Genomic DNA, 19402 nt, shown 5'->3' with positions numbered 1-19402 from the left:
TGGTGGCCATTCATCCAATTGTCATATTTCAGCCATAGAGTGTTCATACGGCCTGCCGATACTTGGCCCCGACTAACACACCCTATTTGCTAGGAGTAAGGCATGAAACTGAAGCGTTTGATGGTAGCAATGACTTTTGTCGCTGCTGGCGTTGCGACTGCCAATGCGGTCGCCGCTGGTGTTGACCCGGCTATTAAGCCTTATGTAAAGGCCACCGGTGTGTCGGGCAACCTGTCCAGCGTCGGTTCCGATACCCTGGCCAACCTCATGACCCTGTGGGCTGAGAACTACAAAAAAGAATACCCGAACGTAAACATCCAGATTCAGGCCGCTGGCTCCGCCACTGCGCCACCTGCGTTGACTGAAGGCACCTCCAACCTGGGCCCGATGAGCCGCAAGATGAAGGACACCGAACTGGCTGCCTTCGAGCAGAAGTACGGCTACAAGCCAACCGCTATCCCGGTTGCCGTGGATGCCCTGGCTGTGTTCGTGCACAAGGACAACCCGATCCAGCACCTGACCATGGAACAAGTTGACGCGATCTTCTCCTCGACTCGTCTGTGCGGCGCTAAAGAAGAAGTCAAAACCTGGGCCGACCTGGGCGTGAAAGGCGACCTGGCCAACAAGCCGGTTCAACTGTTCGGCCGTAACTCGGTATCCGGCACTTATGGCTACTTCAAAGAAGAAGCCCTGTGCAAAGGCGACTACAAGCCAAACGTCAACGAACAACCAGGCTCGGCTTCGGTCGTGCAATCGATCAGCTCTTCGCTGAACGGTATCGGTTACTCGGGCATCGGCTACAAGACCGCCAGCGTGAAAACCGTTGCTCTGTCGAAGAAAGGCAGCACCGAGTTCATCGAAGACAGCGAAGAAAACGCTCTGAACGGCAAATACCCGCTGTCGCGTTTCCTCTACGTTTACGTCAACAAAGCTCCGAACAAGCCTCTGGCCCCGCTGGAAGCCGAGTTCGTGAAGCTGGTTCTGTCCAAGCAGGGCCAGGAAGTTGTCGTGAAAGACGGTTACATCCCACTGCCAGCCAAAGTTGCCGCCAAGGCACTGGCTGACCTGGGTCTGACGGAAGGCGGCGCTGAGGTCGCAAAAAAGTAAAACCCTGAGTCCGGGTAACCCCGGACTCCTGTGGGAGCGAGCTTGCTCGCGATGGGGCCTTCACTAGTGTCGGATACCATGCTGACACGCTCGCTCCCACACCTCTAATTTTCCAGTCCGCTGCCAGTTCACACGGGCGGCGGCTTTGCTGCGTCACTGCATTGTCATCTTTCTGTCATACAGGATCGCTAGGGTGTGCGCATGAATGATCTGGCCAATTCCAACATGACTACCAATCCCCCCAAGCGCATTGACTTCAATACGCCTGAGCTACAACGCAAGCGCCGTATGCGTGCGCTGAAAGATCGCCTGACCCGCTGGTACGTTTTCATCGGCGGCCTCGCCGTCCTCGGCGCGATCACGATGATCTTCTTCTTCCTTGGTTACGTCGTCGCGCCACTGTTTCAGGGTGCCAGCCTGACGTCCAAGGACGCAATCACCCCGGCCTGGATGCAAGGCGCCGGCAAACCGCTGATGATCTCCCTCGAAGAACAGAACCAGGTCGCCATGCGGGTTTCCGACAAGGGCCAGGCGCTGTTTTTCGACATCGACACGGGGGCTGAACTGCGCCGCGTCGACCTGCCGATCCCGGCCGGCACCAGCGTGACGTCGATTGGTGAAGATCAGCCGGGTCACCCGCTGGTTGTTGTGGGCTTGTCCAACGGCCAGGCATTGGTATTCCGTCATACCTATAAAGTCAGTTATCCAGAAGGCAAGAAAACCATCTCGCCGGCCATTGAGTACCCGTACGGCGAAACGCCGATTGCATTGAACGAGCAGGGCGGTGCCCTGGAACACGTCAGCCTCAATGCTACCGAATCGACCCTGCTGCTGGCCGGCTCCACCGGTGCGCAGCTGCATGTGCTGGCAGTGACCCACGAAGAAAACATGATGACCGGTGAGGTCACCAACGAGCAGAAGCGTATCGAACTGCCGCAAATGACCGAACCGGTGAAGAACATCTTCGTCGACCCGCGTCAGCAGTGGCTGTACGTGGTCAACGGGCGCGCCCAGGCCGACGTCTTCAGCCTGCGCGACAAGAGCCTCAACGGTCGTTACAAGCTGCTTGAGGACGGTGAATCCCAAGTGACTGCCAGCACCCAGCTGGTGGGCGGCATCTCGCTGATCATCGGTAACTCCAAGGGCGGTCTGGCTCAGTGGTTCATGGCTCGCGATACCGATGGCGAGCAACGCCTGAAGCAGATCCGGACTTTCCAGATGGGCACCACGCCTATCGTTGAAATCACCGCTGAAGAACGTCGCAAAGGCTTCATCGCCCTCGACTCTTCCGGCAAGCTCGGCGTGTTCCACAGCACCGCTCACCGCACCTTGCTGGTGGACCAGGTGGTCGATGGCGCAGGCGTTTTCGGTCTGTCGCCGCGTGCCAACCGCGTCATCGTGGAGCAGGGCGGCAAGCTGCAACCGCTGCTGCTCGACAACCCGCACCCGGAAGTCTCGTGGAGCGCGTTGTGGAGCAAGGTCTGGTACGAAAACTACGACGAACCCAAGTACGTCTGGCAATCGACGGCCGCCAACACCGACTTCGAACCCAAGCTGAGCCTCTCGCCGCTGACCTTCGGTACGCTCAAAGCCGCGTTCTACGCGATGCTGCTGGCCGCACCGCTGGCTGTCGCTGCTGCGATCTACACCGCTTACTTCATGGCTCCGGGCATGCGCCGCAAGGTCAAGCCGGTAATCGAGTTGATGGAAGCGATGCCGACAGTGATCCTCGGTTTCTTCGCCGGTCTGTTCCTCGCGCCTTATGTCGAAGGCCATTTGCCGGGGATTTTCAGCCTGCTGATGCTCGTGCCGATCGGCATCCTGATCGCCGGTTTCGCCTTCAGCCGTCTGCCTGAGTCGCTGCGCCTGAAAGTGCCGGATGGCTGGGAAAGCGCGATCCTGATCCCGGTGATCATTTTCGTTGGCTGGCTCTCGCTGTACATGAGTCCGTACATGGAGACCTGGTTCTTCGGCGGCGACATGCGCATGTGGATCTCCCATGACTTAGGGATAACCTACGACCAGCGCAACGCACTGGTGGTCGGTCTGGCCATGGGTTTTGCGGTGATCCCGAACATCTACTCGATCGCCGAAGACGCCGTGTTCAGCGTGCCTCGCGGCCTGACGCTGGGCTCCCTGGCCCTGGGTGCCACGCCGTGGCAGACCATGACCCGCGTGGTGATCCTCACCGCCAGCCCAGGCATCTTCTCGGCGCTGATGATCGGCATGGGCCGTGCGGTCGGGGAAACCATGATCGTGTTGATGGCCACCGGTAACACGCCGGTCATGGAAATGAACCTGTTCGAAGGTCTGCGCACTCTGGCCGCCAACGTCGCGGTGGAAATGCCCGAGTCGGAAGTCGGCGGCAGCCACTACCGCGTGCTGTTCCTCTCGGCGCTGGTGCTGCTGTTGTTCACCTTCGTCATGAACACCCTCGCGGAGCTGATCCGTCAGCGTCTGCGCAAGAAATACTCGTCGCTTTAAGAAAGGTAGAAGTCTGTGAAACAGAACTCCCTGAAAGGATGGTTCAAGAGCGGCGCCCCAGGCGTCTGGATCAGCGGTGGCGCGGTGTCCATCGCTGTCATCATGACCATCGGTTTGCTGGCGGTGATCGCGGTGCGCGGTCTGGGCCACTTCTGGCCGGCAGACTTGATGCACGCCAGTTACGACGTGCCAGGCCAGGCCAACCATGTCGTCATCGGCGAAGTGGTGCAGAAGGAAGAAGTTCCGCGTGAGCGTCTGAAAACCGCCGGTTTGCCAGTACCGGATCAGGGCCCGGAGTTCATGACCCGCGAGCTGATCAAGGTCGGCAACCGTGACATCAACGGCAACGACTTCACCTGGATCGTCGGCGAGTGGCTGACCAACCAGAGCAATCCGCCGGAGCTGATGACCATCGAGCGTCGCGAGTGGGGTAACTTTTATGGTTACCTGCTCAACGTCAAACAGGACGGCAAGGTCATCGCTGAAGGCGAAGCGGCCTGGCCGGAGCTGCAAGCGCGGGTCGACCGCGTCAACAAGCTCGCGGCACAACTCAAGAACCTCGAAAAAACCGATATCGGCGCGATCAACTCAGGCCTTGAGCGTATTCGTCTGCACGGCCGCAAGCTGGAGCTGGAAGGTAAACTCGATGCGACCGCGCAAGCCGACATGGACGCCGAGCGCGCTGAGCTGAACGCCCGTTATCAAGACGTCGAAGCCCGCCTGAGCGACCTGCACGCGCAGTTCAACCGCGACAGCCTGACCGCCCGTGATGCCAACGGTAAAGAAGTCGAAATCGGCATCGGCAAAGTGGTTCACGCCTATCAGCCGAACGCGATGGGCTACGCGACCAAGTTGGGTTTCTACTTCAACAAGGTCTGGGAATTCCTGAGCGACGACCCGCGTGAAGCCAACACCGAAGGCGGGATCTTCCCGGCGATCTTCGGCACCGTGATGATGACCCTGATCATGGCGATGATCGTTACCCCGTTCGGCGTGCTGGCGGCGGTTTACCTGCGCGAATATGCGCGCCAGGGGCCGATGACCCGGTTGATCCGTATCGCGGTGAACAACCTGGCGGGCGTTCCGGCGATCGTTTATGGCGTGTTCGGCCTGGGCTTCTTCGTTTACGTGCTCGGCGGCTCGGTTGACCGTTTGTTCTTCCCTGAAGCCTTGCCGGCGCCGACTTTCGGTACGCCAGGCCTGCTCTGGGCATCCCTGACCCTGGCGCTGCTGGCGGTACCAGTAGTGATCGTGGCCACTGAAGAAGGTCTGGCGCGGATTCCTCGCACCGTGCGTGAAGGCTCGTTGGCCCTCGGCGCGACCAAGGCTGAAACCTTGTGGAAGATCGTGCTGCCGATGGCCAGCCCGGCGATGATGACCGGGATGATCCTCGCCGTGGCTCGCGCCGCCGGTGAAGTGGCACCGCTGATGCTGGTGGGCGTGGTGAAACTGGCGCCATCGCTGCCAGTGGACGGCAACTACCCGTACCTGCACCTTGACCAGAAAATCATGCACCTGGGTTTCCATATTTATGACGTCGGCTTCCAGAGCCCGAACGTCGAAGCGGCGCGGCCACTGGTTTACGCCACGGCGCTGCTGCTGGTGCTGGTGATCGCCACGCTCAACCTGTCGGCAGTGTGGATTCGTAACCACCTGCGCGAGAAATACAAAGCGCTGGACAGCTGATTTCATGCAGCACTGATTTTATGTGGGAGCGAGCCTGCTCGCGATGGCATCACTGCGGTTTCAGACTTAAACCGCGTCGCCTACATCGCGAGCAGGCTCGCTCCCACAAAAACCGAACCGAATTTGTTAGCACAGGGAGTTTCCCATGCAGCACGAAACACATACCCACGGCATCAACATGTCGGCCCTGGGTCGCGACAAACAGAGCCTGAACCTGGCACAGGAAACCGTGGCCATCGAAGTGCCGAGCCTGAGCCTGTTCTACGGCGACAAACAAGCGCTGTACGACGTCAGCATGAACATTCCCAAGCAGCGCGTGACCGCGTTCATTGGTCCGTCCGGCTGCGGCAAGTCAACGCTGCTGCGCACCTTCAACCGGATGAACGATCTGGTGGACGGCTGCCGTGTCGAAGGCGAGATCAACCTGTACGGCAACAACATCTACCGCAAGGGCGAAGACGTGGCCGAACTGCGTCGTCGCGTGGGCATGGTGTTCCAGAAGCCGAACCCGTTCCCGAAAACCATCTATGAAAACGTGGTCTATGGTCTGCGTATTCAAGGCATCAACAAAAAACGCGTGCTCGACGAAGCCGTCGAATGGGCGTTGAAAGGCGCGGCCTTGTGGGATGAAGTGAAAGACCGTCTGCACGAGTCGGCACTGGGCTTGTCCGGTGGTCAACAGCAACGTCTGGTGATCGCGCGCACCATCGCCGTTGAGCCGGAAGTGCTGCTGCTCGATGAGCCGTGCTCGGCACTCGATCCGATCTCGACGCTGAAAGTCGAAGAACTGATCTATGAACTGAAGTCCAAGTTCACCATCGTCATCGTGACCCACAACATGCAACAGGCCGCGCGGGTTTCCGACTACACGGCGTTCATGTACATGGGCAAACTGGTGGAATTCGGCGACACCGATACCCTGTTCACCAATCCGGCGAAGAAGCAGACCGAAGACTACATCACCGGTCGTTATGGCTAGGAAGCCGCTAGCGTTGCTCGCTTAACCATCGCTGCGGTAGACCGCACCTTACCGGACGCTCCAAGGACGCCAACATGATTAGTAAAGAAGGCCTTACCCACCATATCTCCCAGCAGTTCAACGCCGAGCTTGAGGAAGTGCGCAGCCACCTCCTGGCCATGGGCGGGTTGGTCGAGAAGCAGGTCAATGACGCGGTCACTGCACTGATCGAAGCGGACTCGGGGCTGGCCCAGCAAGTGCGCGAGATCGACGACCAGATCAACCAGATGGAGCGCAACATCGACGAAGAATGCCTGCGCATTCTGGCCCGTCGTCAGCCGGCCGCGTCCGACTTGCGTTTGATCATCAGCATCTCCAAGTCGGTCATCGACCTGGAACGTATCGGCGACGAAGCGACCAAAATCGCCCGCCGCGCCATCCAGCTGTGCGAAGAAGGCGAGGCCCCGCGTGGCTACGTCGAGGTCCGCCACATCGGCGACCAGGTGCGCAACATGGTTCGCGATGCACTGGATGCCTTCGCTCGCTTCGACGCCGACCTGGCGTTGTCGGTGGCCCAGTACGACAAGACCATCGACCGCGAATACAAAACCGCGCTGCGTGAACTGGCGACCTACATGATGGAAGACCCGCGCTCTATCACGCGGGTCTTGAGCATCATCTGGGTGCTGCGTTCGCTGGAGCGGATCGGCGACCACGCGCGCAATATTTCCGAACTGGTGATTTACCTGGTGCGCGGTACCGATGTCCGTCACTTGGGCCTCAAGCGCATGAAGGAAGAAGTTGAAGGCACAAGTGCCGAAAGCGCTAATGTTCCGGGCAAAGCTGACGATAAGTAAGATTGCCCAAGTAAAGCGCCCGGCCTTTTGGCCGGGCGTTTTTGTTTGCGGTTTTCGAATTCATAGCACCCGCGAACGAAAAAAGTCCGGCGTGACTGAAGAGTTTTGGCAAAGTGCCATCAGCAAAGCGTTATGCTTGCCGGGATTTTTTAAAGGGGTGGTTGATGAGTAAGGTCAGTGTGTTGGTGGTCGATGACGCTTCGTTCATCCGTGACCTGGTGAAGAAGTGCCTGCGCAACTACTTCCCGGGCATTCGAATCGAAGACGCGGTCAACGGCAAAAAGGCGCAGGCGATGCTGGCGCGTGAAACGTTCGACCTGGTCCTGTGCGACTGGGAAATGCCGGAAATGTCAGGCCTCGAACTGCTGACCTGGTGCCGCGAACAGGACCAACTCAAGGCTATGCCGTTTGTCATGGTCACCAGTCGTGGCGACAAGGAGAACGTGGTTCAGGCGATCCAGGCCGGCGTTTCTGGCTATGTCAGCAAACCCTTCACCAACGAGCAGTTGCTGACCAAGGTCAAGCAGGCGCTGAACAAGGTCGGCAAACTCGACACCTTGATGAACAGCGCGCCAACCAAGATGAACTCCGCGTTCGGCAACGATTCCCTTAGCGCGCTCACGGGCGGCAAGGCGGCCGTCGCCGCACCTGCTGCGCCGGTCAATCCGTTCGCCAAGCCTGCCGCCGCCGCACCTGCCCCGGCTGCAGCGCCCTCTCGCGGTCTGCTCAACAGCCCACCGGTCAAGGCTCCGGCTGCCGCCCCGACCGGCGGTCGTGGCCAAGGTCAACTGCGCCTGCCCAGCGGCACTCAGCAATGCGTGATCAAAGCCTTGAGCATCAAGGAAGCGTTGCTGGTGGTTAAACGCACCGACACCCTGCCGCAAGTGCTCGACAGCGCCGTGCTCGACCTGGAGCAAGGCGACAACGCCGAAGTCGCACGCCTGAACGGCTACCTGCACGCCATCGTTGCCTTTGAGCCGAAACCCGACAGCGAATGGTTGCAACTGACCTTTCGCTTCGTCGACCAGGACGCACAAAAGCTCGACTACATCTCCCGCCTGATTGCCCGTGGCACGGCGCAGAAGCATTTCGTGCCGGGTGCGTAAGCGCAGCAGCGCTGATTAGATCGCCATCGCGAGCAGGCTCGCTCCCACACTGGAATGCGGTTCCCTGTGGGAGCGAGCCTGCTCGCGATGGCGCTTGCGAATGTTGCACATCTCTTCCTTGACTGCCCATCTTGAAACACCTGCCGACTACGCAGGTCAGTTCCAGCTGCTAGGCTGTTTTCCAGGCCTCCCTCGACAGAACCTTGCCCATGTTCGTGCGATTGCTGTTTTTCTGTGGTCTTTTCCTGGCCTCCACCTCGGCCGTGGCCATCACTATTTACAAGTCCACGAACGCCACTGGCGTGGTCTCCTACAGTGATCGCCCATCGCATGGCGCACGGATATTTGTGTTCCGCGACCGGATGGACGAGCACCTTGAGCGCCAGGTTCATCTGGAGATCAAGAAGCAGAAGGACACGCACAGTGTGTTCGCGCGCAACGACCTGTATGCGCCGGTGGAGGTCGAGCTGAGTTTCGCTGGGCTGAAAAACGTCAGCGGCGCGCCGGAACAACCGATCCGCCGCGTGTTGCCGGCGCGCAGCACTATGCGTCTGGCGTTGCTCACGGCGATTGCGCCCGGCAAGCCGCTCGCCTATACCCCGACGTTCAACTATTCCCTGGGCGACCCCACAGACACCACGCTGGCCTATCGGTATCCGCTACCGTGGCGTGGCGGGCCGTTTCGCCTGACGCAGGGCGCCAATGGCCAATACAGCCACTTTGGGGTCAAGAACCGTTATGCGATGGACATCGCCATGCCAGAAGGCACACCGATCATTGCGGCGCGTGGCGGGGTGGTGGTGAAGACCGAGAACGGCCAGAGCGGGCGCGGTACCGACCCGTCGGGCAATTTCGTGCGGGTGTTGCACGATGACGGGACCATGGGCGTATACCTGCACCTTAAGCGCGGTTCGGTGTGTGTTCGGGAGGGGCAGCGGGTGGCGGTCGGTAGCGCGCTGGCGCTGTCGGGCAATACCGGCAACAGCAGCGGGCCACACCTGCACTTCGTGGTGCAGCGCAATAGCGGGTTGGGGCTAGTGTCGATTCCGTATCAGTTCAACCAGCCGGTGGGCAGTTTGCCGAACTTTGCGCTCGGCAAACAATAATGTGTTGTCCGAGCTGGCGCTATCGCGAGCAGGGGCTTTGTGTTTTACCGGGAAACCGGAGTGACACCGAATCAGTGTGGGAGCGAGCCTGCTCGCGATGAGGTCGACGCCGATCAGGTGTCGGGCACTAGTCGAGCATCAACACCTTGGCCAAGATGATTTTCGGGCCTTTCATCTTTTTGATGATGATCCGCAAACCTTCGACTTCCAGCACTTCTTCTTCTTCCGGCACCCGTTTCAGGGTTTCGTAGACCAGCCCGGCGAGGGTTTCGGCTTCGACGTGGTCCAGATCGATGCCCAGCAGGCGTTCGACCTTGAACAGCGGCGTGTCGCCACGTACCAGCAACTTGCCCGGCTGGTAAGCGAGGATCCCGCGTTCGGCCTTGCGGTGTTCGTCCTGGATGTCGCCGACCAGCACTTCCAGCACGTCTTCCATGGTCAGGTAACCGATGATGTTGCCGTCGGCCTCTTCCACCACGGCGAAGTGTGAACCGCCCTTGCGGAACTGCTCCAGCAACCGCGACAACGGCATGTGCCGCGACACCCGCTCCAGTGGACGCGTCAGCTCGGCCAGGTTGAACGACTCGGGAATGTGGTCCAGGGCTGCCAGTTCCAGCAGCAGGTCCTTGATGTGCAGCAGGCCGACGAACTCCTGACGGTCGCTGTCGTACACCGGGTAGCGGCTGAATTTGTGACGACGGAACAGCGCGAGGATTTCCTTGAGCGGCGCGTTGAACTCCAGCGTCACCAGGTCTTCCCGGGAGTTGGCCCAGTCAACCACTTCCAGCTCGCCCATTTCCACGGCCGAGGCGAGTACTCGCATACCTTGGTCGCTCGGGTCCTGGCCACGGCTGGAGTGCAGGATCAGTTTCAGTTCTTCACGGCTGTAATGGTGCTCGTGATGCGGGCCGGGTTCGCCTTGGCCGGCGATCCGCAGAATGGTGTTGGCGCTGGCGTTGAGCAGGTAAATGGCCGGGTACATCGCCCAGTAGAACAGGTACAGCGGCACCGCCGTCCACAGCGACAGCAGCTCGGGTTTGCGGATGGCCCAGGATTTGGGCGCCAGCTCGCCGACCACGATGTGCAGGTAGGAAATGATGAAGAAGGCGGTAAAGAACGACACGCCTTTGATCACTTCCGGGGAGCTGACACCGACTGCGCTCAGCAGCGGTTCGAGAATGACCGCGAACGCCGGCTCACCGACCCAGCCAAGGCCCAGGGAGGCGAGGGTGATACCCAATTGGCAGGCCGACAGGTAAGCGTCGAGCTTGCTGTGCACGGTGCGCAGGATCTGCCCGCGCCAGCCATGCTTATAGGCGATAGCCTCGACTCGGGTCGAGCGCAATTTGACCATGGCAAATTCCGCCGCAACGAAGAAACCGTTGAGCAAAACCAGGATCAGTGCAAAAAGAATCATGCCGAAATCGGCGAAGAGTGTAGCGAGGGTCAAGCCAGGGGAAGGGTCCATGATGGAGTTTTGCGGGTTCCGTATGTTCGAGAAGAAAGGGGGGATTGCTGAGCCTGAAAGGCAGGCCCAAGTCAGCCAATGTAGCGGCTGACAGGGCGATTGCCTAGTGTTCAGTCAACACGGGCGCTAGTCGGCCAGCGAGTTGACCCGTGATTTCGTGACTTGCGCCGGCACGAAATGGCAGGTGAACGTGCTGCCGTGACCCAGCACGCTGCTGATCTCCATTCGCGCGCGATGTCGTAACAAAACGTGTTTGACGATGGCCAGGCCCAGCCCGGTGCCGCCGGTATTGGAGTTGCGGCTGGAGTCAACGCGGTAGAAGCGCTCGGTCAGGCGCGGCAGGTGTTTGTTGTCGATGCCGATCCCCGAGTCCTGCACGCTGAGGTGCGCGCCTTGATCGTCACCCCACCAGCGGATGCGGATGTTGCCGTCGTCGGGGGTGTATTTGACCGCGTTGAACACCAGGTTCGAGAACGCGCTGCGAAGCTCCGCTTCACTGCCCTTGAGCATAATCGACGGATCGGCGTCCAGGGTGATGTGTTGGTTGCGCTGCCCGGACAGCGCCTGGGCGTCGCTCTTGATCGATTGCAGCAGGCTGTCGATCGGCACCGGTTGGTTGTCCGACGGGTAATCAGTGGCTTCGAGCTTGGCCAATAGCAGCAAGTCGTTGAGCAGCGTTTGCATGCGCCCGCCTTGTTGCTGCATTTGCTGCAAGGCACGGCTCCAGCGCGGGTTCACCTCTTCGACGTTGTCGAGCAGGGTTTCCAGGTAACCGCAGATCACCGTCAACGGTGTGCGCAGTTCGTGGGAGACGTTGGCGATGAAGTCTTTGCGCATCTGCTCAAGTTGATGAATGCGCGTGACATCGCGCACCAGCATCAGGTGTTCATTGTTGCCGTAACGCGTGATGTACAGCTGAATCCGCATCCGGTCGTTGGTGGGCGAGGGGATCTCCAGCGGCTCGGCGTAGCTGTCCTGCTCGAAGTATTCCTTGAAGCGCGGATGGCGCACCAGGTTGGTCACTGGCTGGCCGCTGTCTTGCGGGGTTTTGAGGCCCAACAGGGTCTCGGCGGCGCCGTTCCACCATTCCAGGTTGCCGTCGCTGTCGAGCAGGACCACTGCATCTTTCAATGCCGCGGTGGATTCCTGAACCCGGTCGATCACCGCTTGCAGGCGCCCGCGCACGCGCTGATCGCGACGTTGCAAGTGGTAGATGCTGTCGAACACTTCACCCCACAGGCCGTAGCCATCGGGCGGTGCTTCTTCGGGCTTTTGCAGGCGCAGCCAATCGTGCAGACGCAGCAATTGTTTGAGGGTCCAGGCCAGGTAGATTCCCAGGCCTGCGGCCAGACTCCAGCCGTAGTAACCGGTAATCAGGCCGATCACCAGGCAGCCGGTGACCAGTAGCAGCATGTGGCGGATCAGAGTGCCATGCCAGTTTTGGTTCACTTAAACATGCGTCCTTGTCAGCTTGTCGAGCAAGTAAGGGTCGGTTCAGGCTTTGGTGGAAAAGCGATAGCCAGTGCCGCGCACGGTTTGTACCAGATTTTCGTAGGCATCGCCGAGGGCTTTGCGCAGACGACGGATATGCACGTCGACGGTGCGCTCTTCGACATACACATTGCCGCCCCAGACCTGATCGAGCAATTGCCCGCGGGTGTAGGCGCGTTCCTGGTGTGTCATGAAAAATTGCAGCAAGCGGTATTCGGTCGGACCCATTTCGGCGGGTTTGCCGTCGATGGTCACGCGGTGGCTGATCGGGTCCAGCAGCAGGCCGCCGACTTCGATCGGCGCTTCGCCGTCGGTTGGGCCGGCGCGACGCAGCACGGCTTTCAGGCGTGCAACCAGCTCTCGCGGGGAAAACGGCTTGGTAATGTAGTCATCAGCGCCGACTTCCAGGCCCTGGATCTTGTTGTCCTCTTCGCCCTTGGCGGTGAGCATGATGATCGGGATGTCCCCGGTCAGCTCATCGCGCTTGAGACGGCGGGCCAACTCGATGCCTGAAGTGCCGGGCAGCATCCAGTCGAGCAGAATCAGGTCCGGTTTGCGGTCGACAATAATAGCGTGGGCCTGCTGGGAGTTCTCGGCTTCCAGGCAGTCATAGCCGGCCATTTCCAACGCAACGGCGATCATTTCGCGAATGGGCGCTTCGTCGTCGACGATCAGAATACTCCTGCCAACCATGCCTTAATCCTCTTGTCATTTAACTGTCTTGCGCCGCATTAGATAACGGAATTATTGCAGTCGTGTGACAGTATTTTAGTCGTGCGGCGGTCAGCGCAATCCTGAACTACGCTTTAAGTCCGGATCCTGACAACCACAAAGGAAGGTTTCTATGACTCACTACGCTCAATCGTTTAAAGCTCTGGTGTTGGCCGCCACCCTGGCATTACCGACACTCGCGCTCGCTGCCGAGCCGGCAATGATGAAAGACGGCATGATGGTCGACTCCAAGGGCATGACCCTCTACACCTTTGACAAGGACAAGGGGGGCAAGTCGATGTGCGATGCTAAGTGCGCCGAGAACTGGCCGCCGATGATGGCTCCGATGGATGCCAAGCCCGAGGGCAAATGGACGGTGATCAAGCGCGACGACGGCACGATGCAATGGGCTCACGACGGTAAGCCGATGTACACCTTCAAAATGGACGCGAAGCCCGGCGACAAAATGGGTGATGGTAAAATGAACGGTATGTGGCATATGGCCAAGCACTGATCCATACACAATGATCTGAACCTCTGGCAGACCCGCTCCTTTGAGGGCGGGTTTACCTTTGCGCGATCCGTAGCAGCTGGCGAAGCCTGCATTCGGCTGCGTAGCAGTCGTAAACCCTGCCTCCAAGATCAGCCTGAAAGAACGCAGCGCCTGATTTTACGGCCGCTTCGCAGCCGAATGCAGGCTTCGCCAGCTGCTACAGGGCCGTGGATATCAGCGGGTTGCGTAATCCAGCACGATCCCGACGAAAATCGCCAACCCAGCCCAATGGTTATGCAGGAAGGCCTGGAAACATTTCAGTCGGTCCTTGTCGCGGGTGTACCAGAACTCCCAGGCAAAACACGCAGCCGCTGCCAGCAACCCCAGGTGGAACCAGCCGCCAAGCTCGAACTTCGATCCGGCCAGCAACAGGCAACCCAGCGCCAGCCCTTGCAGCGTGAGAATAATGACCCGATCGGCATCGCCAAACAGAATGGCCGTGGACTTCACGCCAATCTTCAAATCGTCGTCGCGGTCAGTCATGGCGTAATAGGTGTCGTAACCCACCGTCCACAGCAGATTGGCGATCCACAGCAACCAGGCAATGGCCGGCAGTTCACCGGTTTCGGCGGTGAACGCCATCGGCATACCCCAGGAGAACGCCGCGCCCAGCACCACCTGCGGGTAATAGGTGTAGCGCTTCATGAACGGGTAAGTGGCGGCCAGCGCCAGACCGCCGAACGACAGCCAGACCGTGGCCGCGTTAGTGCACAGCACCAACAGGAAGCTCACGCCCATCAGCAGCGCGAAGAACACCAGCGCTTCTTTTGAGCTGATCTTGCCGCTGACCAATGGCCGTTGTTCGGTACGTTTTACGCGGCCATCGACCTTGCGATCGGCCCAGTCATTGATCACGCAGCCACCGGCGCGGGTCAGTACCACGCCCAGGACGAAAATCACAATGTTGGCCAGTGACGGCGAACCTTTACCGGCAATCCACAGTGCCCACAGGGTTGGCCATAACAGCAGATAAATGCCGATGGGTTTGTCCATGCGGGTCAACTGAATGAAGTCCCAGGCGCGTGGGTTCAAGCGATTCAGGGATTTGAGCAGGCTTTGGTACATCAGCAGTTCTCCGCATTGACACGGGCAGCGCGCCACAGGGTCGGCAAGAATATTTCCGCGACCAGCACGCTTAAGCCCCCTCGGTCGAAACGCGAACGACGGCCCCACAGTTCTGGCGCTTGAGATTCACTCGGCAACCACTCGACGGGATAGTGACAAACCTCGATGGCGCGGCGCTGGAACGCCTGATCGCAAAACAGCAACTCGCCCAGGGAGCGGCTGCCCAGCTCATCCATATTCAACCCGCCGTCCTGCAACGAACTGCGCGCCGCCACACTGCGGGCAAACACCCAGGCCTCGCCATGACCGCGCAGATACACCTCACGCACCCAGCCTTCACTGCCTTCGGGCAACGCCAGTGCGGCACATTCGTCTGCGCGCAATGGCTGCCAGCCTTCGAACAACGGCGTCACGCTGAAACCGTTATCCGACAAACGGGTCAGGCGGCGGGTGAGCGAGCCTTCATCGAATAGCCAGTCGAGGGTGTGCGCGTCAGGAAGGGGTGTCAGCTGGCTTTGTGGCAGCCAGAGCGGGGCAGCGGCAAGGGCGTTTGAGTGCGGCACAGTCAGTCAGTATTGGCAGCAAATGAGGCGGCGAGCTTACCATGTCGGTCAGTGATATTGATTGATCGGGCGGGGTAATGGCTGCGAACAGGCTTGCATCTGTTGCGCCCGATCAGTACAAAACGCCTTGAGCCGGACGGCAGACCTTTATCAGGCGACCGTTCGCGCCAGAAAAAGCCTGAGAACCTGAGGAAACAAGTAATGAAGAAGTGGCAATGCGTGGTCTGTGGGCTGATCTACAACGAAGCCGACGGCTGGCCGGATGACGGCATCGCTGCCGGGACCTTGTGGCAGGACGTACCGGAAGACTGGCTGTGCCCGGACTGCGGCGTCGGCAAAATGGATTTCGAGATGATCGAGATCGCTGCCTGATCAGCATTTATTGTGAGTTGAAGAGGAGTAAGGAATGAACGCACCTGTCGTGATCGTCGGCACTGGGCTGGCTGGCTACAACCTGGCCCGGGAGTTTCGCAAACTCGATGGCGAAACACCGCTGCTGCTGATTACCGCAGATGACGGACGCTCTTACTCCAAGCCGATGCTCTCCACCGGTTTCGGCAAGAACAAGGACGCCGATGGCCTGAGCATGGCTGAGCCAGGTGCCATGGCCGAACAGCTGAAAGCTGAAGTGCGCACCCATACGCGCATCAGTGGCATCGATCCAGGCCACAAGCGCCTGTGGATTGGTGAGGAAGCCGTGGCCTACCGCGACCTGATCCTCGCCTGGGGCGCGGAAACCGTGCGCGTGCCGGTGCAGGGTGATGCGCCTGAGGCCATTTTCCCGATCAACGACCTCGAAGACTATGCGCGTTTTCGCGCAGCGGCCGCCGGTAAGCGTCGGGTACTGCTGCTCGGTGCCGGCCTGATTGGCTGTGAGTTCGCCAACGACCTGATCCTCGGTGGTTACGACGTGCAACTGGTCGCGCCGTGCGAACAAGTCATGCCGACGCTGCTTCACCCGGCAGCGGCCGCTGCCGTGCAGGCCGGGTTGGAAAGCCTGGGTGCGCAGTTCCACCTCGGCCCGGTACTCAACAGCTTGCAGCGCACCGATGACGGGCTCGAAGGGCATTTGTCCGATGGCCAGGTGATTCCTTGCGACGTCGTGGTTTCAGCCATTGGCCTGCGCCCGCGCATCGATCTGGCGGCCGCTGCCGGTTTGCAGATCAATCGCGGTGTGGTCGTTGACCGCCACCTCAAGACTTCCCACGCCAATATCTACGCCTTGGGCGACTGCGCCGAGGTCGATGGGCTGAATTTGCTGTACGTGATGCCCCTGATGAGTTGTGCGCGTGCGCTGGCTCAGACCCTGGCCGGCAACCTGACGGCGGTCAGCTATGGCGCGATGCCGATCACCGTGAAAACACCGGTCTGCCCATTGGTGGTTTCCCCACCGCCACGGGGTTTTGAAGGTGTCTGGACCGTCGAAGGGCAGGGCGCCGACATCAAGGCGCTGTGCCGTGATGCCAGCGGAAAACTGCTGGGTTACGCCCTCACCGGGGCTGCTGTGATGGAGAAACTGGCTCTAAACAAGGAACTTCCGGCCCTTCTGGCGTAAATACCGGTCGTTCTGTCGGAATCACCCCGCTTTTGCCCCTACAAAGGTCGCCCCGAGACTGGCGCCGCTCGTAACCGCGTGCCATCCTCACTCCCGTCTGCCGCAGAGTAGAGCCTGCGGCGCCTTGGGCGCTGTTCCGGAGAACAGCACGGACATAACAACAAAAAACCGTCAAAGAGGCTTCACTATGCGTAAACCAGAACTCGCCGCAGCAATCGCTGAAAAGGCTGACCTCACCAAAGAACAGGCTAACCGCGTCCTCAACGCCGTCCTCGAAGAAATCACCGGCGCTCTGCACCGTAAAGACAGCGTCACCCTGGTGGGCTTCGGCACTTTCCTGCAACGTCACCGTGGCGCCCGCACCGGCAAGAACCCGCAAACCGGTGAGCCAGTGAAAATCAAGGCCAGCAACACCGTTGCGTTCAAGCCTGGCAAATCGTTGAAAGACAGCGTTAATCCATAAATGCTGCGAACTCCCTGAATTGCGGGGAGAGTCGTAATGAAAATGGGCACATCGACCAGATCGAGTGCCCATTTTTTGTGGGCGTTCATATACCGTATATGGCGAGTGTCAGGAGAGTTTTGAAGTAACGGATAATGCCTTGGTATAACCGTGGAACTTTCAGTTCAGTTCAACTGCCATTGGGTGGAATACCGGGTGCCATCACGGTGATGGCACTTTTCTAATTAATGGCTGTACTCACTGGCAATGTTTATTTCTGAACGTAACCTTTCAGAAAAATCCTACATTTATCATTTTCGATTCTTGTCATGCTGCGTAGCCGTTCAATGGACCAGTCTCTCAGGGCTTGCCTGTTGGTTGGCGGGATGGCTCTGGAGTAATGGTTCCAGCCTGTTGCAGGAAACGGTTGGACATATTGCCGCCCTAGGGATAACCCCTGTCGTATATAGGGAAATCTCCTACGAGTATTAAGGAACACTTCGTCTTGTTGTTTAATTGGATGCTTGCTAGTGGCCACCATCGTGAGTAGGATGCGCACCACTTGAAAGAGCACGGTACTCAATTGGATGAGTCTTTCGCGATGCTCTTGATACTGTCCAACGCGCCGAAACTCCGGAAGGCGTGCAGACCGTAATACTATTAAAGGCCAGGGATGTCCTATTCAAGCAAACTTTCTGCTCATTACCTTGAACTCGCCAAGTGCTCTGTTTCCAAAGAGAATTTTGCGGGCGAGGATGTTCGCTTTTCGAGCGAATATGAAGCATTGGAAAGTGAGTTGGGCAAAGCCCAATCCATGCATGAAAGCGGTCAGATCGACTGGCTGAAAATCCGCGAAAACAGTGAAGCGCTGCTGCGAACCCAATCCAAGGATTTGCGGGTCGGCGCCTGGCTGACTTGGGCGTTGTATCAGCGTGAATCCTTCCAGGGCCTGCTGGCCGGCCTTGGTCTGCTGCACCATCTGTGCGAGCACCACTGGGCCGAGATTCACCCGAACAAGGCCCGCACCCGGTCCGCCGCCATCAGTTGGTTGGTGCCGCGTCTCGAGCAGGTACTGAGCGAAAACGTTGCGATCAAAGAGCAACTGCCGCTGTTCCGTCGTTTGGTCGAGCACCTCGAAGGCCTCGATGCCGCCTGCACCGAGCACCTGGGTGACGACGCGCCGCTGCTGCTGCCGATCTGCCGCCGCCTGAAAAACATGGTCCAGCGTGCCGCCGATAACCAGCCGGAGCCCGGCGCTGTCGGTGCGGTGGTGGCTCAGGTCAAACAGGCCGCGACCCAGCTGTTCACCCCCGGCGCACCCATCGACAACGAAAAAGAAGCCCACAAGGCCCTGCGTGCGCAGCAGGAAAATGCGCGCCCGTTGTGCGCCTGGTGGCTGAAACAGAAGGCCACCGACCTGCGCGCCCTGCGACTGAACCGCACCCTGCTGTGGTTACCGATCGACGCCGTTCCCGAGCGCAACGCCGAACAAATCACCGCCCTGCGCGGGCTGCCGGCCGACAAACTGAAAATCTACCAGGACCGTTTCGACCAGGGGCAATTTGCCGACCTGTTGGTGGAGCTGGAGGCCAGCCTGGCCAAGGCGCCGTTCTGGTTCGACGGCCAGCGGCTGGTCTGGGAATGTTTGCAGGGCTTGAACGCCGATATGGCCATGCGCGAAGTGGAAATCCACTTCGCGCTGTTGATTCAGCGCCTGCCGGGCATCGTTGAATTGCGTTACCACGATGGCGCACCGTTCGCTGACCCGGCCACCCGCGCCTGGATCAGCGCCAACGTGATGCCCCATCTGCAAACCGCCAGTGCACCGCGCAAGGTCGAAGTCAGCACCAGCCAACCGGCCTGGGAGCTGGCGCTTGAAGAGGTTTTGCCGGTGCTGCGCAAGGACGGCCTCAAGGCCGCGGTGCAGATTCTCAAGCAAGGCCTGCAAGTCGCCCACGGCGGGCGCGTACGGTTCTTCTGGCAGTTCAGCCTGGCGCGGCTGTGCTTCCTGGCCAAGAAATACGAACTGGCCAAGACCCAACTCGAAACCCTCGATTCAGAATTACAGAACTCAGGCTTGCACGCCTGGGAGCCTGATCTTGCGCTGGAAGTGCTGCACCTCCTGCATAGCTGCTGTGAGTTGTTGCCGCAGAACCACGCAGTGCGAGAACGCAAGGAAGAGATTTATCGCAGGCTGTGCCACCTCGATCTCGAAGTGGTACTCGAATAGGCCCCAGGGCCACAACCGCA

Annotated in this window: 17 protein-coding genes; 12 read left to right on the top strand and 5 right to left on the bottom strand. The window is 59.5% G+C overall.

The genetic code is table 11. From position 1 onward, the window contains the following. The first annotated feature begins 102 nt into the window (after positions 1 to 102). From NTD87_RS08125 to NTD87_RS08095, 7 genes are all read left to right on the top strand, one after another. Positions 103 to 1107 (top strand): phosphate ABC transporter substrate-binding protein PstS, encoded by a 1005-nt coding sequence (locus tag NTD87_RS08125; protein ID WP_262113140.1) that lies wholly within the window; start codon positions 103 to 105, stop codon positions 1105 to 1107. Positions 1108 to 1557: 450 nt separating this feature from the next. Next, positions 1558 to 3591: an ABC transporter permease subunit gene (locus NTD87_RS08120; RefSeq protein WP_262113153.1), complete on the top strand. Its 2034-nt coding sequence runs from the start codon at positions 1558 to 1560 to the stop codon at positions 3589 to 3591. Positions 3592 to 3606: 15 nt separating this feature from the next. Further along, complete coding sequence (pstA, locus tag NTD87_RS08115) at positions 3607 to 5277, top strand: phosphate ABC transporter permease PstA (RefSeq protein ID WP_262113139.1); 1671 nt, start codon at positions 3607 to 3609, stop codon at positions 5275 to 5277. Between the two features lie 145 nt (positions 5278 to 5422). After that, positions 5423 to 6256, top strand: a complete 834-nt coding sequence (gene pstB, locus NTD87_RS08110; protein ID WP_019694309.1) for a phosphate ABC transporter ATP-binding protein PstB — start codon at positions 5423 to 5425, stop codon at positions 6254 to 6256. Between the two features lie 74 nt (positions 6257 to 6330). Further along, entirely contained in the window at positions 6331 to 7092 is a 762-nt protein-coding gene (gene phoU, locus NTD87_RS08105) for a phosphate signaling complex protein PhoU (RefSeq protein WP_123427460.1), read from the top strand. A gap of 164 nt (positions 7093 to 7256) precedes the next feature. After that, a complete protein-coding gene (locus tag NTD87_RS08100; protein WP_262113136.1) occupies positions 7257 to 8198 on the top strand; it encodes a response regulator in 942 nt (313 codons plus the stop codon). A gap of 209 nt (positions 8199 to 8407) precedes the next feature. Beyond that, entirely contained in the window at positions 8408 to 9304 is an 897-nt protein-coding gene (locus tag NTD87_RS08095; RefSeq protein ID WP_262113134.1) for a peptidoglycan DD-metalloendopeptidase family protein, read from the top strand. A 127-nt stretch (positions 9305 to 9431) separates the two neighbouring features. Here the strand turns inward: NTD87_RS08095 and NTD87_RS08090 are convergent, their stop codons facing one another. From NTD87_RS08090 to phoB, 3 genes are all read right to left on the bottom strand, one after another. Further along, positions 9432 to 10772: a hemolysin family protein gene (locus NTD87_RS08090; protein WP_262113133.1), complete on the bottom strand. Its 1341-nt coding sequence runs from the start codon at positions 10770 to 10772 to the stop codon at positions 9432 to 9434. 126 nt (positions 10773 to 10898) lie between these two features. After that, positions 10899 to 12185, bottom strand: a complete 1287-nt coding sequence (gene phoR / locus NTD87_RS08085) for a phosphate regulon sensor histidine kinase PhoR (RefSeq protein WP_262113152.1) — start codon at positions 12183 to 12185, stop codon at positions 10899 to 10901. Between the two features lie 81 nt (positions 12186 to 12266). After that, positions 12267 to 12956: a phosphate regulon transcriptional regulator PhoB gene (gene phoB / locus NTD87_RS08080; RefSeq protein WP_007896474.1), complete on the bottom strand. Its 690-nt coding sequence runs from the start codon at positions 12954 to 12956 to the stop codon at positions 12267 to 12269. A 151-nt stretch (positions 12957 to 13107) separates the two neighbouring features. On the opposite strand from phoB, the gene NTD87_RS08075 reads away from it, so the two are divergent. Further along, positions 13108 to 13488: a hypothetical protein gene (locus NTD87_RS08075; protein WP_262113132.1), complete on the top strand. Its 381-nt coding sequence runs from the start codon at positions 13108 to 13110 to the stop codon at positions 13486 to 13488. A gap of 213 nt (positions 13489 to 13701) precedes the next feature. On the opposite strand, the gene ubiA is transcribed toward NTD87_RS08075, so the two are convergent. Together ubiA and NTD87_RS08065 are read right to left on the bottom strand one after the other, a co-directional pair. Further along, positions 13702 to 14592, bottom strand: coding sequence for a 4-hydroxybenzoate octaprenyltransferase (ubiA, locus tag NTD87_RS08070; RefSeq protein WP_262113130.1), 891 nt, complete (start codon positions 14590 to 14592; stop codon positions 13702 to 13704). Further along, positions 14592 to 15155: a chorismate--pyruvate lyase family protein gene (locus NTD87_RS08065; protein ID WP_262113129.1), complete on the bottom strand. Its 564-nt coding sequence runs from the start codon at positions 15153 to 15155 to the stop codon at positions 14592 to 14594. The genes ubiA and NTD87_RS08065 overlap by 1 nt, the downstream gene beginning before the upstream one ends. A gap of 201 nt (positions 15156 to 15356) precedes the next feature. On the opposite strand from NTD87_RS08065, the gene NTD87_RS08060 reads away from it, so the two are divergent. The 4 genes from NTD87_RS08060 to tssA all read left to right on the top strand — a co-directional run bounded on the left by NTD87_RS08060 (position 15357) and on the right by tssA (position 19382). After that, positions 15357 to 15527 (top strand): rubredoxin, encoded by a 171-nt coding sequence (locus tag NTD87_RS08060; protein WP_019694300.1) that lies wholly within the window; start codon positions 15357 to 15359, stop codon positions 15525 to 15527. A gap of 34 nt (positions 15528 to 15561) precedes the next feature. Further along, the gene (locus NTD87_RS08055) at positions 15562 to 16710 is read left to right on the top strand and encodes an NAD(P)/FAD-dependent oxidoreductase (protein WP_262113128.1); all 1149 of its coding nucleotides are present in this window, start codon (positions 15562 to 15564) and stop codon (positions 16708 to 16710) included. Between the two features lie 187 nt (positions 16711 to 16897). Continuing rightward, a complete protein-coding gene (locus tag NTD87_RS08050) occupies positions 16898 to 17173 on the top strand; it encodes an HU family DNA-binding protein (protein ID WP_003213368.1) in 276 nt (91 codons plus the stop codon). A gap of 652 nt (positions 17174 to 17825) precedes the next feature. Beyond that, positions 17826 to 19382 carry a type VI secretion system protein TssA gene (gene tssA, locus NTD87_RS08045; protein WP_262113125.1) on the top strand — a complete coding sequence of 519 codons (1557 nt, stop codon included), beginning with the start codon at positions 17826 to 17828 and terminating at the stop codon, positions 19380 to 19382. Positions 19383 to 19402 lie beyond the last annotated feature (20 nt).

It is taken from the genome of Pseudomonas sp. 6D_7.1_Bac1 (assembly GCF_025465945.1).
GTDB lineage: Bacteria > Pseudomonadota > Gammaproteobacteria > Pseudomonadales > Pseudomonadaceae > Aquipseudomonas.
The sequence above is the reverse complement of the archived record's forward strand: the minus strand, read 5'-3'. Positions and strand labels throughout refer to the sequence as shown.

What these genes read in the sequence shown, in the direction of transcription:
- NTD87_RS08125 (WP_262113140.1), top strand. Translation starts at nt 103, where the DNA reads ATGAAACTGAAGCGTTTGATGGTAGCAATGACTTTTGTCGCTGCTGGC.
- NTD87_RS08120 (WP_262113153.1), top strand. Translation starts at nt 1,558, where the DNA reads ATGCAAGGCGCCGGCAAACCGCTGATGATCTCCCTCGAAGAACAGAAC.
- pstB (WP_019694309.1), top strand. Translation starts at nt 5,423, where the DNA reads ATGCAGCACGAAACACATACCCACGGCATCAACATGTCGGCCCTGGGT.
- phoU (WP_123427460.1), top strand. Translation starts at nt 6,331, where the DNA reads ATGATTAGTAAAGAAGGCCTTACCCACCATATCTCCCAGCAGTTCAAC.
- NTD87_RS08100 (WP_262113136.1), top strand. Translation starts at nt 7,257, where the DNA reads ATGAGTAAGGTCAGTGTGTTGGTGGTCGATGACGCTTCGTTCATCCGT.
- NTD87_RS08095 (WP_262113134.1), top strand. Translation starts at nt 8,408, where the DNA reads ATGTTCGTGCGATTGCTGTTTTTCTGTGGTCTTTTCCTGGCCTCCACC.
- NTD87_RS08090 (WP_262113133.1), bottom strand. Translation starts at nt 10,772, where the DNA reads ATGGACCCTTCCCCTGGCTTGACCCTCGCTACACTCTTCGCCGATTTC.
- phoR (WP_262113152.1), bottom strand. Translation starts at nt 12,185, where the DNA reads ATGCTGCTACTGGTCACCGGCTGCCTGGTGATCGGCCTGATTACCGGT.
- phoB (WP_007896474.1), bottom strand. Translation starts at nt 12,956, where the DNA reads ATGGTTGGCAGGAGTATTCTGATCGTCGACGACGAAGCGCCCATTCGC.
- NTD87_RS08075 (WP_262113132.1), top strand. Translation starts at nt 13,108, where the DNA reads ATGACTCACTACGCTCAATCGTTTAAAGCTCTGGTGTTGGCCGCCACC.
- ubiA (WP_262113130.1), bottom strand. Translation starts at nt 14,592, where the DNA reads ATGTACCAAAGCCTGCTCAAATCCCTGAATCGCTTGAACCCACGCGCC.
- NTD87_RS08060 (WP_019694300.1), top strand. Translation starts at nt 15,357, where the DNA reads ATGAAGAAGTGGCAATGCGTGGTCTGTGGGCTGATCTACAACGAAGCC.
- NTD87_RS08055 (WP_262113128.1), top strand. Translation starts at nt 15,562, where the DNA reads ATGAACGCACCTGTCGTGATCGTCGGCACTGGGCTGGCTGGCTACAAC.
- NTD87_RS08050 (WP_003213368.1), top strand. Translation starts at nt 16,898, where the DNA reads ATGCGTAAACCAGAACTCGCCGCAGCAATCGCTGAAAAGGCTGACCTC.
- tssA (WP_262113125.1), top strand. Translation starts at nt 17,826, where the DNA reads ATGTCCTATTCAAGCAAACTTTCTGCTCATTACCTTGAACTCGCCAAG.